Origin of the sequence: Spirosoma liriopis (assembly GCF_023196085.1) — a bacterium.
Lineage (GTDB): Bacteria > Bacteroidota > Bacteroidia > Cytophagales > Spirosomataceae > Spirosoma > Spirosoma oryzicola.
Map to the genome: position 1 here is coordinate 140,955 of NZ_JALPRF010000005.1, position 16,640 is coordinate 157,594.

Consider the following 16,640-nt stretch of genomic DNA (forward strand, 5'->3'; position numbering starts at 1 on the left):
GTAGAACGTCATTCGTTCTACCCGCTTTTTTTATAATGCTTTCAGAAAAGAGACCAGCGCTTTTTTCTCGCTATCGGTCAGATCCAGCTTGTCAAAAGGTAACGTCTGATTATCGAGCTTAAAGCCTAAACCGTTACCGCCCCCTTTCTCGTAAAAATCGATTACTTCTTCCAGTGTTCGGTAAACGCCGTTGTGCATGTACGGAGCAGTCTGCGAAACCTGACGAACCGTAGGAGTCTTGAAGGAATAGCGATGTGGTTCCCGTTTTGTCAGTACAAACTTACCCAGGTCTTCATCCACCTGCTTACCATTAGCGTGAGCGGGCGTTCCCAACACTTCGCTTTCCGTTTCCTGAAAAGCGGGCGGAACGGTTCCGTTAAACAATGGAAAAAAGTGACAGGTAGCGCATTTCGCCTTCCCCATAAACAGATTGAAGCCTTTCTTCTCGTCTACCGTAAGAGTGGTTGGTTGCCCACGTAGGTACTGATCAACGCGCGAATCGAGCTTCACCAGCGAGCGAACGTAACTGGCGACGGCGTTCTTCAGCGTACCTTCGGTTACCCCCTCCTGGTACGATTTTGCAAACAGCGCACGGTACTGCTTATTTTTCTGCAATGCGATGACGGCAGCCGGTAACGACCCGTGCATCTCTGCTTTATTCTGAATAACGTCGCTGGCCTGATCCTCCAGAAACACAACGCGCGAGTCGGCAAATTGTACGGCCTGTAGTGAAGCGTTGAGCAAGGTCGGCGCGTTACGTGCCACACGGCGTCCGTTGAAACCGATAGCCAGACTTTTTTGCTCGCCATCCGTAAAAGCCCGCTCCGGCTGATGACAACTGGCACAAGTCCGGCCCGCTCCTCCCGACAGAATGGGATCGCTGAACAGCTGTTTCCCTAAGGCAATCCGATCCGGTGTTGCCCGTTGCTCGGTAAAGTTGACAAAATAGCTCGGATCAAACGCATCTATGTCTGTCAATGTCCGGGCTGACGGACGTAGCAAACGGCTTTCCGTAAAAACTGGAATGTTCAAACTCTCTTGGGCATCGAGCAATAAGCTGCTCAAGGTATTAGCGGACTGCTTGATGAAACCTAACCGGTCGAACCGATTAAAATCCTGCCCCGAACGCAGCGACTGTACAGCCTGGGTAAATGCCTGATCCAATTGCTCCGCTAGGTGGGCATCGCGTTTTTTCAACTCATAATGCGCAAGTTGCTGTTGCAGGCTTTCGAGAGCGCTGGCAGATTCGGGTAGTGAGTAAAACGCCACAGGCGAGTCGAAGCCGGTAATCCCCAGCGTGATCACGCGAAACACCTCCAACCGCATTGCGTCGAACACATGGCTGTCCGTAACGTCGTTGCTCTCGGAAATTTTGCGTAGCCGGTTGACATTAGCCCGTAATACAGCGGCATGTTGCGTTGCCTCCGCTTGATTGGCGGGTTCCAATCCGGGAAATAAGAGTTCTTCCAATACTTGAAATCCCTCCGGTTCGTTGACCCGCAGGTCATCATCTACGTCCGGAATATTGGGACCATTGAGCGCTTTCGTCGTTTCAGGACTGTAATAGGCTGATAAGAATTCGATTCGTTTGTAGGCTAGTCGAGACCGTCGAAACGCATCTTGAATAGTTTGATTAGACTGACGCAGTGCGATGGCCTTTTGTAGGTGACTAACGGTGCTGTCCAGTTCGTCAATTTCCTGCATAAACTGCGCCTTGACCGTCTGTACGGGTGTTGGTATGGGCCTTAGCCACAGGTACAGCGCTATACTACAGACAACTACGGCTAGGCAGAAGGCAATAAGGCGTGCCTTGTGTTGTATTTTGTTGGATTTACTGCTCACAATAGTCATTCATAAAAAGCGTACATAAAAAAACTGACCGGATATCTCTTCCGGTCAGGTAAGCATAAGAATAAGGGTTTATTAGCGCGGTAATCCTTCGATAAGAATGAGCTGGCTAGCCTGGTTTTCGTTTTTCCGCACCGAACCGCCATCCACACCTTTGTATTTATCACCACGCCAGGTGTGGGCCTGAATACCCAGCATAAACGTATTCGGGCGACCCGTTACGTCAGAAACGTCGATCATGCCACTGCTTTCCCACGAACCCAACTTGGATGTGCCCCCCACGTTGTACTTGGCAGCATCAGCCTCCATCCGGCGGTGGTCAAGTTCGAGTACGGGGGTTAGTTTGCCCGTGTTCAGGTCATACTGGTATACATAGGCATCGTGTTTTTCGTCGCCGTACTCATTGGGGTCTTCCATGATGTACGCATAATTCGTGGTAACGCAGATGTTGTCCGGGTCCTGAAATGTCTTCGCCATACCATTGCGGTCATCACCGTCAAGCGCTACTTCCAGTTTCGCCTTAGTCGGGTCGTTAGCGTCGAGCGTCAGCTTATAGATACGACCATATTTCGAGCGTGAATAATCAGCATTGACACCCGTATTGTTCTGTCCCGTTACGGCAAAGAAAACTTCACGACCGTTAGCCGCGCCACCTTTGCGATAATCAACGTCCTCGACGCGGCCAAATTTAATGCCTTTCAGATCGTTAACTTTAGCGTTGATCTGAGCGCCGGTCAGCGATTTGTGGTTTTCGATTTTTACGAACTCAACGTCGTATTTCGTACCCGCTTTCATATCCATTTCCCGCTGATTGCCGTCGGTCCGCTTAAGCATGTAAAGCGATCCGTTTTCCAGATCGCCAACCGAGTTGGTCAGGTACATAGCGACCTGCCCACCGTTGACGTCCGAATCATCATCACCAATGACAATAACCGTTTTTCCTGGGTAGGCCGTTTTTGGCAAGGGTAAGGCATTCTCGGCACTCCACCGTCCTAGAGCGGCTACTTCACGCGAGATAGCGGCCTGTTGAGGATCGGCATCAACCTGAAGCGCGTGCGTACGCGACTCCTGCCCACTTTCACCACAAGTCAGAAAAACGGGTCCGAAACCGTGTTCGACGGGAGTAGCAAGCGTGGCTGAGCACAACCGCCAGGTACCTCCGTCGGAGTTGAGAATGTACTCGCCTTTGATCGGCTTGAACGATTTATCAAGCGTAAGACGGGATACCGCAAAGTTATCTTCGTTGTTAACCAGGACCGAGTAATTGCCATCCGGATTTTGAAGAATACCGGCTCCATCGGCCGAGCCCCCAAAAACGTAGTTAGGCGATTGTTCCAGTTGGTCGTCGCTGCTCAACAGGGAGTACAAATTGACACCGCTGACCGAACCCGGCAACACTCTGGCTAAAACAGGCGTTACCGACCGGTTTTGTAAGGTAATGGCTGGACTATTCGGATCTCGATGATCCTGACAGGCGGCTAAGGCAAGAAAAGAGAAAACCGTTGTTGCCGATAGAAGAAGTTTATTGGACTGCATGAACAAGTTGTAGGTTACACTTGTACAAAGCAACTCATCAACTATTACTAGAGTATTACAGTCTGATTAGGGCTCTGTTATGTTTTGTCGAAATACGTAATAGAAATTTAATTGACTACCTCTGGTACAGTAAAAATTGACCAAGCCGGCTTATAGAATCAATCTTATTAACGTAGTAAGTTTTTCAGAACCAAGCGGGTGTCGAATCATCAAATGAGATAGAGAAGCAGCGTAACGCCAATAAAAAAAAGTAAACCGAAAATGAAAACCAGCTGCTGTTTAGTCGAATAACTAACGTACCGACTGTTACCAGCCAGCAAGTTCATTAACTCAATAATCCAATGAGAAAGCATCTTAAAAAAGGTAGACCTACGGTGTAGACCTTAATCAGAGGGTACGTCACTTCTTTTTCGATTATGAAATTGTTACCCTAACAAAACTGTCCTTATCTACTCGTTTTTCAGTTAACACAGTAGACACCGTATTCAAAAAGTCGAAGCTGTTGTTTTATAACACAGAGCAGAAACGGTTCATGTATCGATTTTGCGGGTTTATACCGGCTTTCTGACCACTAATACCCAATCGATTGTCAAACAGCCGACTCACTTATATCTTCGGCCAAACAACAGTTAACAACTTTACGACTTAGCAATCATGAGCGTTCTTATCAAACCAACCGTCAGCAACATCATCAATCTTTGGTTTAGCGTCGATACGCCCATCCGACAGTATAAAATCAAACTCAACCCCGATCTATGGGGAGCTTGTGAAAATACCAATCGCCATTTCGCTCCACCCTCCAAAAAACGGCAGGTAGAGCAGTACCGCAAATCCGACAAGGTGGCTTTCGCCAAAGCGGTGCAGCAGGAATTAGAGCGGCACAAGTCAACCATCAACACCAGGGTATCTAAACTCAACTAATGCCCTAAAAACGCATCGTGTTCATGCGTCGAATCGATTTTATCGCTCTCGTTACCCGGCTATTTTTAGGCTACCTATTTTTCTCTTCGGGTCTTTGCAAGCTGACCGACGGTGAGTTTGGTCAGCTCATTGGTCCGCCCCACCTGATCAGCACACTGGCTCCGTACAGTTTGGCGGGCTTTGCTTTATTTATTGCTACTGCGCAAGTCTTGACGGGAGCGTTGGTCTTTTCTCAGCGGTATAGCTTGCTCGGCTTAGTCGCTTTGATGCCAATCAATAGTTGCATACTGGCCGTTACCATATCGCAGCAGTGGCAGGGAACACCGTATATTGATGCCTTCTTTTTGCTGATGAATGTACTGGTGTTACTCTATGAGTGGCCGGTTCTAAAAATGTTTCTAATCCCCGAATCCGTTTCAAACGAAATACCACGCACCAGCCAGCTGTTTACGAACCGATGGCTGCCAATATGTATACTTATGATGGCCGTACTGGCCGTTATAACTGCTCGCTACAATGCTCCTCTGACGATCTTGCCAGCTTTGGTCTGTTTTGGCCTCACATACGCCAATATCTGGACAAACCGTTCATTACATCGACTTGACCGGGCGGTGTTAGTAATATCGTTGGTGGCCATTGTGGGCGTTACCCTATCGAATCAACTTCTGCTTTTTCATATCAACCCGGTAGTATGGTTTACCGGATCAGCCGTTTTAAGTGTAGGTCTGTTTATGATCTCACTTTGGCAAAGTTACCGGCAGCCCATCGCCTGATTGATCTATTTTCTATTCAGTAAGTAGGTTAATTCCTCTACAACGGGTCAAACATGGGCAGATGCAGTGGCGTCCTTCAAGGCTGTTACCATCTGGTCACTGCTGCGCAGCAACGGTATCTTGTTTAACAGCAACGTCATACATTATCGAGTTGCAACACTCGCCTATAATTATGGATTTTGATTGAGCGTTGCAAAGTCTTTTGATTAAAAAGCGCTTGGTTCGGCCTTTGTGAATTTGAGCCTTACTTCCAGAAAACTACATGCCGATAGTGGCCCCATCTGGACAGTCTACTCACTCAAGCTGTTATGGACAACACAATTGCTAAATCGCGCTGGTACCGACTGCTCCCTGTCGCCTTTGTTACTTACAGTCTGGCTTATCTGGACCGGGCGAATTTTGGGTTCGGTGCCGCCAGCGGCATGGCGACTGATTTACAGATTACCCCCGCCATGTCGTCCTTGCTGGGCTCACTTTTTTTTCTTGGTTATTTTTTCTTTCAGGTTCCGGGAGCGATTTACGCTGAAAAGAAAAGTGCGAAACAGCTTATCTTCTGGTCATTGATTTTGTGGGGTGGCCTGGCCATGGCAACGGGCATTATCAGCAATGTAACGTTGTTGATCGGTATACGCTTTGCGCTTGGTGTTGTCGAAAGCGCCGTCATGCCGTCGATGCTGCTTTTTCTTAGCCGATGGTTTACCAAAGCCGAGCGCTCGCAGGCCAACACCTTTCTAATTCTAGGAAATCCAGCCACAATTCTCTGGATGTCGGTCTTATCAGGTTATCTCATCCAGGCAGTTGGCTGGCGATGGATGTTTATTCTGGAAGGGTTCCCGGCTATTGTTTGGGCGTTTTTCTGGTGGCGGCTGGTCGATGACTCCCCCCAGGACGCAGACTGGCTAACCAGCGAGGAAAAGCGGGCGTTGGAAGAACAGCTTCAAAAAGAGCAGCAAGGAATTAAGCCGGTCAAAAACTACGCCGAAGCCTTTAAGTCGCGCGTTGTGCTTCTGCTCAGTTTACAATATGCCTTATGGAGCATTGGTGTCTATGGCTTTGTCATGTGGCTCCCTTCGATCATCAATGCCGCGCCAAATATGACGATTGTCAAAACAGGCTGGCTTTCGGCGATTCCCTACGTATTAGCAATTATTGGTATGCTGAGTGCATCCTATTATTCAGATAAGACGCTGAATCGTAAAGCATTCGTGTGGCCCTTTCTGTTGATTGGCGCTTTTGCTTTTTACGGGTCGTATCTCATCGGCACGACTAATTTCTGGTTGTCCTTTGCCTTGCTCGTTGTCGCAGGCGGAGCGATGTACGCACCATACGGCCCATTTTTTGCCATCATCCCCGACCTCTTACCCAAGAATGTGGCCGGTGGAGCGATGGCCTTAATTAACAGCTTCGGTGCTTTAGGCTCTTTTATTGGCTCCTACATTGTGGGTTATCTGAATGATGCGACCAACGGATTTGGAATGTCGTACCTATTCATGGCAGGCTCCCTATTACTCTCCGCTGTGATAACTTTACTAGCTGTCAGAAAGCCTGCTGCCGTTGGTTTACCCAAACAAAAAGAATTATCGTCCTAGTCCTAAACGAAAAGGTCTGATTTCAAGCCTTTCAACTGATACAAATTGGGTAAATTCTTAGGCTCTGAAGCGTTTTCGTATGTGGATAAATACACTGGCGATCAGTAACCCAAGCAGCGCTCCGGCAGCTCCCCAGGCAATATCGGCCCATCGAAAAACGCGGTGAGGGAGAACAAGCTGGCCTGCTTCGGCGATGGTTACAACACCAACAAGAATGAACCACGAAATAACCAGTCGGTACAAGAAGCGGTGATGATCGCGCGCCAAAAAGCCGGCAAACAAGCCTAAGAATACGAAAGGAACGGCGGTTCGACTATCTTCGTTGCCGGGCGTATCAGTCCAACGCGTCAGCCAGCCTGGCATAAACCACAATTTTTCCAATTGTGGACTAGGTACCCAACTCAAATAGAAGACTAAAGCAATACCTATTAGCATCAAACTATACACTACGCGCATTGAAAAGATGTCTTTTCGTTGTAAAGCCATTGTTTAGCCAACAACAGGTTATATCAATGAGCAATATAGTTTATTTAGGCTCAAGGTGTAAATACCAATCAATGTACAACGCGAATGATGAAACTTTATCTGGTCAACGACAACCCGATTACTCCTGATCATACCGTGTATCATGGAGCGTAACCGTTTCAAACCAGTAAGCTCTCAAATTGCTGAGATACTCTTTCCAACCAGCATAGCTGAACGGTTTAACGGTAAACGAAGAAGCGCCAAACAGATAAGCCCGTTCTACCAAGCCTGGCGTTTTACTGGCAGACAGGATAACGGCTGGCAGCGTACGGCCTTTAGGATGCGCCCGTAGTAAAGCCAAAAAATCCAGCCCGTCAACTTTATCCTGCAAATCAATGTCTAGCAGCACTAGTTTCGGCCCTCTCCCCTGCAATTCTTCAATGTACTGTTTGGCTTCTTCAAAAGAACTGACGTGAATGAAAGTAGCCTCCTCGAAATTCGTTTTTGCCGCCCGAGTCAGGACATCAGCTATGTTGGGGTCATCATCAACGAGTAAAATAGGAAATCTGCTTGTCATACCCTTTTCAATTCGGACGTAAAGATGAACCCATTTAAGGAAAGTAGCTTGTTCACCAATTAATCATTTTAGACTAGACGCTTTTACTGATGTACTGGCCCAATTTTACCCGCTGTGTAAACAGCCAATGTGGCTCAAACGGGTAGGTATATACTAAAGGTTGCCCCCTGTCCAGGCTTGCTGCTCGCCGTGATTGCTCCACCGTGGTTGGTGACCACTTTTTCGCAAATGGCCAGGCCTATACCCGTTCCGGCGTACTGATTCTTGCCGTGTAGTCGCTGAAAAACCTGAAAAATGCGATCCAGGTACTTCTCGTCAAAGCCTATACCGTTGTCAATCACATCGATCTGGTAATAAAACTTAGCCGTGCGAGTGGGTTTTACGGCAACCGGCAGCTCACTCGCCCCTGACGTTTTTGCTCGTACTTGAATGACCGGCTCAACACTTATACCAGCCTGATCGGTCCGGCGAAATTTGAGAGCATTACTAAGTAAGTTCTGAAAAAGTTGCTCTAATTGCAACCGATCGCCTTCAATAGTTGGTAAGTCATCAAGTTCGATAGTCGCCCCGGTTTCATCAACAACTAATTCCAGATCAGATACGACCGTCTGAACAACCTTTGCTAAGGATACAGGTTCGCTTGCGTTTCGCTGGGTAGATATTCGGGAGAAACTCAGTAGATCTTTGATAAGTGTGGACATGCGCCCAGCGGCTGCCTGCATCCGTTCTAGATACAAAACGCCTTCGCCCAACTGATCCTTATATTGATTTTTCAGCATATCGCCGAAGGACTGTACCTTTCGAAGCGGCTCCTGCAAGTCATGAGAAGCGATGTAGGCAAACTGCTGGAGGTTTTCGTTGGAACGATTCAACAACTGGTTGGCTTCTCCGAGTTCTTCGTTGATGGCCGCGTATTCCTCGTTGGCGTAGACTAACTCTTTATTGATAGACGCTAATTGTTCAGTGCGCTCCAATACCTGCTGCTCCAAAGCCAGTTGTATCTGCCGTTGCTCGGTAATATCCTGTGCGGTACCCACCATTTTGTAGGGTTTGCCTTGCGCATCGAAGTACGTTTTTGCCTGCGCGTGAATGATTCTACGCCGACCAGTACGTATATTGATCATGGTATGTTCTACGTCAAACAATCCATTACCCTCTGGCTGCATGGCTTGCTGCATCGCTTCGCGCACACGATCATACTCATCTTCTGGAATGTAAGCAGGTGTCGCGCTGAGTACAACGTCGTCGATACCAACCCACTCTTTCATACGAGCGCTGTTGGTAATTTCACCGGTAATCAGGTTTACAGTCCAGGTTGCCAGCTCGGCTAACTCGATGGCTCCGCGCAGTGACGCTTCGGCTTCTTCGATATTCCGTCGGCTTAATACCTGCTGTGTTACATCCACAACAACAGCCAAAATACCTGAGATAGTCCCGTCAGCCTCCCGCTGTGGCTGGTAGGTAAGATCGACATAAATCGTGTCAAGCTGGTTATAACGCACCACGTCTACGGCAACCTCCTTAGCAATGTAAGGCACACCCGTAGCAATGACATCCCGAAGTAATTGATCAAAACCCTGACCTGCTATTTCAGGAATCGCTTCCAGCAGGGGTTTACCAACAATGTCTTCCGGTGCGCGTCCAACCAGTTCCCCATAGACAGGATTGGCCATCTGAAACGTTAGATCAGGATCGCGGATGATGGCAATAGCGACGGGCGACTGTTCAAACAGCGCCAGCAACTGAAGACGGCTTTCTTCAATTTGTTGCTGCGCTTCAACCCGTTCGGTTACGTCAATGGCGATATCGAGAATAGCGTATACATTACCGTCTGCATTAAAAAGAGGACTATACGTGATGTTGTAAAAATTGTGAGTCATTACCCCATCCCGCACGATATTAACCTGCGAGCCAAAACTCCGAAACGTCTTGCCCGTGGTAAACACATCATCCAGAATTTGAAGAAAAGGTTGATTGTGCAATTCCGGCATCACCTCCCGAAGCGGTTTCCCCTCGATATCGGGTCCTTTGCCAACTATATCAATAAAGGCTTTGTTGGGCATTGTCACCAGCAAATCGCGACCTACGAACAGACCCATCGCAGCCGGTGCGGAAGCAATAACCGATTTTAACTGAGCCTCACTTGCTTCCACTTTTTTCCGAGCCAGTACCTGATCGGTCACATCAAGCACGGTATTGATAACACCGTAGATTTCACCGGCCGTATTTCGTAGTGCTTTGAATGTGAAGTTTAAGTATTTAATCGAAGACTTCTCATTTCCGGCCAGTTCATATTTTCCCTCCGGTTCATGATGCGTTTTCCCCGTTTTGTAAACCTTTCGTAGCAGCGCTGGTAGACGCGTATCGGCAAATTCTGGCAAAGCGTCCGTAAAGGTCTTTCCAACAATGGATGCATCCCGATCCAGTAAATCCAGCATCTTCCCATTTACCCGGCTGATTGTCATTGCATCACCCGACAAAATGATCTTGGCAATGGGTGAATTTTCAATGATGTTCCGAGAATAAAATTCGCTTTCTTCCAGCTGCTTACGGGCAAGAACTTCTTCCGTTACGTCAACGGCCATATCCATGACGGCATACACCTGTCCCTGATCATCGAACAACGGCTTGTAGGTGAAGTTGAAGTAATACGTACCCAGCTTGCCATCTACCACCAGGTCACATTTATCGGCAAGCGCGTAATACGGTTTACCTGTTGTAAAAACGTCAGCCAGAATTTGCAGAAAAGGCTGACCCACCAGTTCAGGAACTGCCTGCGCCAGTGGCTTGCCCATCACCGAGTTGCCCTTGCCCCAAAAAGCAAGCATGGGTTTGTTGGCTACTTCAATAACCATTTCCCGACCCACGAACAAACAAGTAGCAATGGGCGCTTCTTCGATCAGGCTACGAAAACGACTTTCACTTGCTTTCAGTGGTTGCTGACTTTCAACCTCTTTCGTTACATCCTGGGCTATTCCGGTAAATCGGTATGCATGCCCTGCATCGTTGAAATACGCTTGGCCAATAAAGCGAACCCACCGCTGTAAATCGTTGTCGGCTCCAAGAGTTCGGCAAATTACATCATACCCTCCTTCTGACTGAGGATTCATGGACCATTTGACGGCCTCATCGATCCGCACCCTGTCTTCTGGATGAATGTATTGAAGCGTTTGTTGATACGAGAGTGGGTTATTTTTTTTCAATCCAAACAGCTCCTGGCATCGCTCATCCCAACTGACTTGGTCCGTAATCGGATCTAACTCCCAGACTCCCAATCGAGCTGCCTTCAAGGCAAAGTTCATATCTAAACGCTCATTAAGCGATTTATCAGCCAATGGCTTATAATTACCGTTCATTAAAGAATAAACAGGTTTACCGGAAACGTAACGGGCACTAACGAACCTTATTAAACTGGAAAACCCAGAAAAGGTTTATATAACACGTTTCTGGGCCCGAATACTCTCAACCGGTTTATTGCTGATGTGTTCTTTTGCACGAGAAATACCCAGATGCAATCTACGATTTTATGATTGCCATGTGCGTTACCTGGTTACGACGGCTGGTTTTATTTAAACGAAGGTTCCTCCGAAACCGTCGGAGTTTGATCCCACTTTTAGCGTCAGCGTTTTAACATTGCCCAGTTTTTTAATCGTAGGCGTTTGATAGATCTTTTTTGCAGGAGGTACGTATAAAGTATTCTTAGGCATGATTGAACAGATTAAGTGATGGTGAATGGGTAGTTTACAGGCAAGCAATCCGGGATTTATCAGGCTCGGAAGTCTTACTCAATGAAAAGTTTTCGAGAGTTATACATACTGTTTTTTGGCTTTATCCGCACAAAAGTTCAACTTACCTAGTCATCACTTGGCTATGTAAGTTGATTAATGATATAGCAATAGCCATATAGGTTTTTTTTAAGTCGTTTTAAAGTTAAAGCCGAAGCTACAAGTATAGTAAATAAAGTAAACTGAGTGGTATACTTAAATCAATTATAGCTAATCGTACCATCTTTTTTACAAGTAAAAACACGCCCAACAAATTAAGCACTTACACCTCGAAAGTTATGTTCTGAAATGCTTCTACTGTGGATGTAACCCAGTCCAACTTCTGAAACAGGTTTTCGTTTTGTTGATCGCCCAACCGATAAAAACCGAGTGAAACCATCCTAAACAATGGTTCCACCCGGCTGGATAGTCTGAAAAACCTATTTTCACTCGGCTAGCGCTGCCACCGGAACAGATGATGTACTACCTTCTGGAAGAAACTCACCGATGGCTTCGACGGTAATCACTAAATATTTAGAAGTTGGCTGGTTACTGATATACGCTACACTCGCCATGGGAACCAGCGGATTCATTTCCGGGTAGTAAGCTGCTGTATTGCCCTTAGGGATGTTGTAGGGAATAGCAATAAATCGCTCAAGCTTACGCTGCTGTCCCTCGTAATAACTCGTAATCGTCACCAATTGCCGCTCCTTGATGCCGCGATCCTGCATGTCCTGTGGATTCATAAAAATGACCCGTCGTTCACCATACACCCCCCGATAGCGGTCGTTGTAGTCGTAAATCGTTGTGTTGAATTGATCGTGGCTACGAATAGACATCAGCACCAGTTGATCAGGCTCGATATGATGCATGACCATGTCGGTCACCGTAAAATTGGCCTTTCCGTTCTCGGTCGTGAAATTGCGTTCACGCGGACCGTTCGGTAGGTAAAAGCCGCCGGGTTTCCGGATCTTCTCGTTGAATTTATCAAAGCCGGGAATGACGCGGGAAATCGAATCCCGAATGGTGTCGTAATTTTCGGTGTGCCCAACCCAATCGACTTTTGTTCGATCGCCCAACGTACTGAGTGCAATACCTGAAATTATGGCAACTTCGCTCAGCATCTCTCCTTCCAGCGGTTGCAGAACGCCTTTATTCTGACTGACCACCCCCATTGAGTTTTCGCAGGATGTGAATTGGTGACCGGAACGTTGCCTATCAATGTCGAGGTGAGTCAGGCAGGGCAGGATAAGCGAAGTCTGACCGGTTACCAGGTGGCCCCGGTTAAGTTTCGTACTGACAAAAACAGTAAGTTTCTGCTTCCGAATGGCTTCGGCGATAAACTCGGTATCAGGCCCTGCGGAGAGTAAGTTTCCGCCTAGACTCATAAACACGTTTGTTTTGCCCTCGTGCATCGCCTTAATGGCTTCCACCGTATCATAGCCGTGTTCGCGGGGCGGCTCAAATCCGTACTCGTTCGCCAATGCATCTAGGAACTCTTTGTGAGGTCGCTCCCATATCCCCATCGTCCGGTCGCCCTGCACGTTTGAATGACCACGAACGGGACACGTACCGGCTCCTGGCTTACCAATGGCACCCTTCATCAAGTGCAGGTTAACGATCTCCTGAATACTCATCACGGCGTTTTTTTGCTGCGTGAGTCCCATCGCCCAACAGGTAATGATTTTCTGCTTCGGGGCAATCATATTGGCGGCTTCGAGCAGTTGTTCGCGCGACAGACCACTCATCAGTTCGATGTCTTCCCAGGTAGTATTTTGAATTGTTTCCAGGAACGCTTCATAGTTGGTCGTGTGCTCGTTGATGAACGCATGATCGATCACGGTTCCAGGATTCTGTTCTTCTGCCCGCAGCAGATGCTTCATGATTCCACGAAGCACGGCCATGTCGCCGTTAACTCTGACTTGTAAATGCAGATCTGCAATGGGTGTACCGTGGCCGAGCAACGTTCCGACGGCTTTGATCGGATTCATGAAGTCCTGCGGGTTCTTAAAATGGCTCAACCCGGCTTCGTGCAGGGGGTTTACCGCAATAATCTTAGCCCCTTTCCGCTTGGCGATCTGAAGGGCCGTCAGCATGCGCGGATGGTTGGTACCAGGATTTTGGCCCATGATGATGATCACCTCAGCGTCATAAATGTCGTTCAGCGTTACCGAACCTTTTCCCAGTCCCAAACTTATGCTCAGTGCCGAGCCGCTGCTTTCGTGGCACATGTTCGAGCAATCAGGCATATTGTTGGTACCAAACTCCCGCACGAAAAGCTGATACAGATACGCCGGTTCGTTAGGCACTTTCCCCGATGTGTAAAAAACGGCTTCATCGGGTGATTTTAATTCATTCAAATGGGCGGCCACCAACTGAAACGCTTCTCTCCATTCAATCTTGGTGTAATGCGTAGCGCCAGGCCGAAGTACCATCGGATGAGTCAACCGGCCTGCATTATTGAGATCCCGGTCGGTCATATGCGACAAGTCAACCAGGCTGTGCTTAGCGAAGAACTCAGGATCAACACGACGGGTATCCGCATCGGACGCCGTTGCTTTAGCCCCGTTTTCACAGAATTCCGCCACTGACCGATGATCGTCAGGATCAGGCCAGGCGCAGGACGAGCAATCGAAACCGTCTTTTTGGTTGAGCTTCAGCAAGGCGTGCGTTCCCCGACCAACCCCCGCTTCGCCCCACGAAAACTCCATCGATTTAAGTACAGCGGTAACGCCAGCTGCAACCGTTGCGGGTTTGCCGAGTTTAAGTCCTGTAAATTCTTCGGGGGGTTGGGCCAGCACAGGGTTTTTGTGCTTGGCATTCACATTGTCCGGAGCCACAAAATTTCGTTTGTCGGCGTCCGGTTTTCCGTGCAGATCGTAGTGGTTATTGGTCATCTCCGTACCCTGACCAGATCGTTGACCACTTTGTGGTTTGTTTTCGGCCTTCTGTTCGTCTGGGTTACTGGGTCTTGATTCGTTATTGGGGGCATTTTCCATGATATCAGGCAGTTAGGCAATGCGTTTAACTAGTTGATCAGATTGTTTATCTGACGTGTACCTCGTTCAAAAAATCGTTTTGATCAAGTAAGCTGTATTCTATTATACGTAACTAAATAGCGAGCTCTCTGGACTGATAATTGAGCCAGTTGTTTGTGTACGATACAGATCGGCGAACGGGTATTCGCTAACTAAATCCTATTGCCGGAAAAGATGTTTAGCTACCCTAAAAATTGGATTGTCCTGATAGGGAACGGCCCTTTAGAAACAGGTATTAGCAGGGCTAAGTTGGCTTGACTTGGCATGGCAGGGGTACTGTAGATCTAGCTCCAAGCCATGCATTTTCCTGGATCTCAATCACTCTAATTTCCCTTAATCCGGGTTGTCTATGTGTGTTAGTCACGGAAAGCGAAGCCGACGGTAAGCCTGATCCTTGGCGGTCTACTAACTAGTAATTGATTGTTAGCTTTCGTCTTAAAAAATAATCCGATACCATCAGTACACTTAGGGCCACGATAGTTAGTGGGTAACTGACAGGAAGGGCGTCGAGGGTGCCCTCAAAGCCAGAAAGAAAACGATCAAGTCCAGACGATTGATGCTCAGTTGAATTGGATGGGAGCAGGAGTATGCAGAAAAGAACAATAAACAGTACCGATGCCGCAATGCTATACCATACGCTCGGGCGAATGATGGGCTCCAATGGTTTTGGTTGCGAGACGGTGATCTGGTTCATTACCCGACGACTGAAATCAACCGATGGCTTTTCGACTAAAGTATGTGATCCGAAAAGCTGGATCAGGGCTGCTTCTGTTGCCGAATCCCGTTCCGATTCCGCTTGTACCCGCTTCATAATCGCACGGGTAAAGTCAGCGCCAGTTTTTTCGGGGCCAGCTTTTTGAATCAACCTTCTAAAACGATCTTCTTTTTCGTCTTCCATAGCACAACGGGCAGTTCAAATCGACTTGCTCACTTATAATAAAAAGCGTAGCTGCTCTTCCAACACTTTTCGGGACCGGAATAATTTCACCTTGATGTTGGATTCCGACAGGCCAGTGATCTCCTCGATCTCTCTAATTGACTTTTCATCCAGATAATACAACGTGATCAATAACCCTTCTGTTGTTGGTAATCGTCCAATCGCATCGTTGATATACTTTCGCTGCTCCGACTCCTGTAGATGTTCCAGTTGGGGAGTCTGATGCTGAAACGCGTAGGTTTCGGCGATTTCCTGATTGATCGGAAGCGTTGTGACCCGTTGCTGCTCTAATTTAGTGACAGCTACCCGGTAAGTAATGGTGTAAAGCCAGGTGGAAAACTTTGATTTGCCCTCAAACCGGTGAATCTGCTGATACGCTTTTACGAAACTTTCCTGAGCCGCGTCTTCGGCATCCTCAGCATTTCGCATAATTCGAAGCGCAATCGTGTAGACCATGTGCTTATAGCGGTCAACAAGGAATGCGTAGGAAGCAGAGTCTCCATGTATGATTTTATCGATATAGACCTGATCTTCCGGTTGCTTCACGAGCTTGCTGGTTAGGTTGAAAATCCATTCGCGCGCTTTGGCAGATTAGACCTGCGTTTTTGACAAGAGGTTACAGATTGACCCAATAATTTTTATCATTAAATAGTTGTCGAATTCTGTAACCCGTTTCTCATTTTGCGTGTCCTATGGGCGAAAAACAATTAATAAAATCAGTAAACGATTAGCTGTATGGATGGTAGCGACATAAAACATATTCTTATATCCCTGGGCGCATTTTCCGGTATCTTCGGAATCGTGTATGTCTTTCTGATGACCCGCTCCCGGGAACGGATGGCTATGATCGAACGGGGGGTCGATGCGTCCATATTTTCAGGCAACAACTCGATTTCTCCTACCCTTAAATTTGGGATGCTGTTTGTCGGGATTGCCATTGGCATGATCGTCGGGGATGTGCTACACGATTATTATGGAATTAGCAAAGTCACCTCTTTCCTATCTATGGTGTTTTTATTTGGTGGGCTTAGCTTGATAGCCAACTTCGTTATCGAGCATCGATTGAGCAAGAAAAAATGATACCCGGTTGGATTGTCTACTGTCTTTAATCCCTGATACAGCCAGACAATCCTTTCTCTTCCAAATTCCCACCGGTTGATACCGGTAACCAATCCAATTCTACTGCTGCGAT

13 protein-coding genes are annotated in these 16,640 nt (G+C 47.5%); 4 read left to right on the forward strand and 9 right to left on the reverse strand.

Annotated elements, in window-relative coordinates:
- Nucleotides 1–30: 30 nt before the first annotated feature.
- The gene (locus M0L20_RS23995; protein ID WP_435531845.1) at nucleotides 31–1,842 is read right to left on the reverse strand and encodes a cytochrome c peroxidase; all 1,812 of its coding nucleotides are present in this window, start codon (nucleotides 1,840–1,842) and stop codon (nucleotides 31–33) included.
- Between the two features lie 81 nt (nucleotides 1,843–1,923).
- Complete coding sequence (locus M0L20_RS24000; protein WP_248479579.1) at nucleotides 1,924–3,384, reverse strand: PhoX family protein; 1,461 nt, start codon at nucleotides 3,382–3,384, stop codon at nucleotides 1,924–1,926.
- A 654-nt stretch (nucleotides 3,385–4,038) separates the two neighbouring features.
- On the opposite strand from M0L20_RS24000, the gene M0L20_RS24005 reads away from it, so the two are divergent.
- The 3 genes from M0L20_RS24005 (at nucleotide 4,039) to M0L20_RS24015 (ending at nucleotide 6,667) form a co-directional block, all read left to right on the forward strand.
- The gene (locus M0L20_RS24005) at nucleotides 4,039–4,305 is read left to right on the forward strand and encodes a hypothetical protein (RefSeq protein WP_232563312.1); all 267 of its coding nucleotides are present in this window, start codon (nucleotides 4,039–4,041) and stop codon (nucleotides 4,303–4,305) included.
- Nucleotides 4,306–4,328: 23 nt separating this feature from the next.
- Nucleotides 4,329–5,078, forward strand: a complete 750-nt coding sequence (locus M0L20_RS24010) for a hypothetical protein (protein WP_248479580.1) — start codon at nucleotides 4,329–4,331, stop codon at nucleotides 5,076–5,078.
- Nucleotides 5,079–5,386: 308 nt separating this feature from the next.
- Nucleotides 5,387–6,667 (forward strand): MFS transporter, encoded by a 1,281-nt coding sequence (locus M0L20_RS24015; RefSeq protein WP_248479582.1) that lies wholly within the window; start codon nucleotides 5,387–5,389, stop codon nucleotides 6,665–6,667.
- A gap of 57 nt (nucleotides 6,668–6,724) precedes the next feature.
- On the opposite strand, the gene M0L20_RS24020 is transcribed toward M0L20_RS24015, so the two are convergent.
- From M0L20_RS24020 to M0L20_RS24050, 7 genes are all read right to left on the reverse strand, one after another.
- A complete protein-coding gene (locus M0L20_RS24020; RefSeq protein WP_494338093.1) occupies nucleotides 6,725–7,153 on the reverse strand; it encodes a VanZ family protein in 429 nt (142 codons plus the stop codon).
- Between the two features lie 118 nt (nucleotides 7,154–7,271).
- Nucleotides 7,272–7,709, reverse strand: coding sequence for a response regulator (locus tag M0L20_RS24025; RefSeq protein WP_232563308.1), 438 nt, complete (start codon nucleotides 7,707–7,709; stop codon nucleotides 7,272–7,274).
- Nucleotides 7,710–7,843: 134 nt separating this feature from the next.
- The gene (locus M0L20_RS24030; RefSeq protein WP_248479586.1) at nucleotides 7,844–11,065 is read right to left on the reverse strand and encodes a PAS domain-containing sensor histidine kinase; all 3,222 of its coding nucleotides are present in this window, start codon (nucleotides 11,063–11,065) and stop codon (nucleotides 7,844–7,846) included.
- A gap of 213 nt (nucleotides 11,066–11,278) precedes the next feature.
- Entirely contained in the window at nucleotides 11,279–11,416 is a 138-nt protein-coding gene (locus M0L20_RS24035) for a hypothetical protein (RefSeq protein ID WP_248479588.1), read from the reverse strand.
- 503 nt (nucleotides 11,417–11,919) lie between these two features.
- Nucleotides 11,920–14,472: an FdhF/YdeP family oxidoreductase gene (locus M0L20_RS24040; protein WP_248479589.1), complete on the reverse strand. Its 2,553-nt coding sequence runs from the start codon at nucleotides 14,470–14,472 to the stop codon at nucleotides 11,920–11,922.
- Nucleotides 14,473–14,920: 448 nt separating this feature from the next.
- Complete coding sequence (locus M0L20_RS24045; RefSeq protein ID WP_248479590.1) at nucleotides 14,921–15,409, reverse strand: hypothetical protein; 489 nt, start codon at nucleotides 15,407–15,409, stop codon at nucleotides 14,921–14,923.
- A gap of 33 nt (nucleotides 15,410–15,442) precedes the next feature.
- On the reverse strand, nucleotides 15,443–15,994 hold the full coding sequence (locus M0L20_RS24050) for an RNA polymerase sigma factor (RefSeq protein ID WP_248479591.1): 552 nt from the start codon (nucleotides 15,992–15,994) through the stop codon (nucleotides 15,443–15,445).
- A 189-nt stretch (nucleotides 15,995–16,183) separates the two neighbouring features.
- On the opposite strand from M0L20_RS24050, the gene M0L20_RS24055 reads away from it, so the two are divergent.
- Complete coding sequence (locus tag M0L20_RS24055; protein ID WP_248479592.1) at nucleotides 16,184–16,528, forward strand: DUF6249 domain-containing protein; 345 nt, start codon at nucleotides 16,184–16,186, stop codon at nucleotides 16,526–16,528.
- The last annotated feature ends 112 nt before the right edge of the window (nucleotides 16,529–16,640 follow it).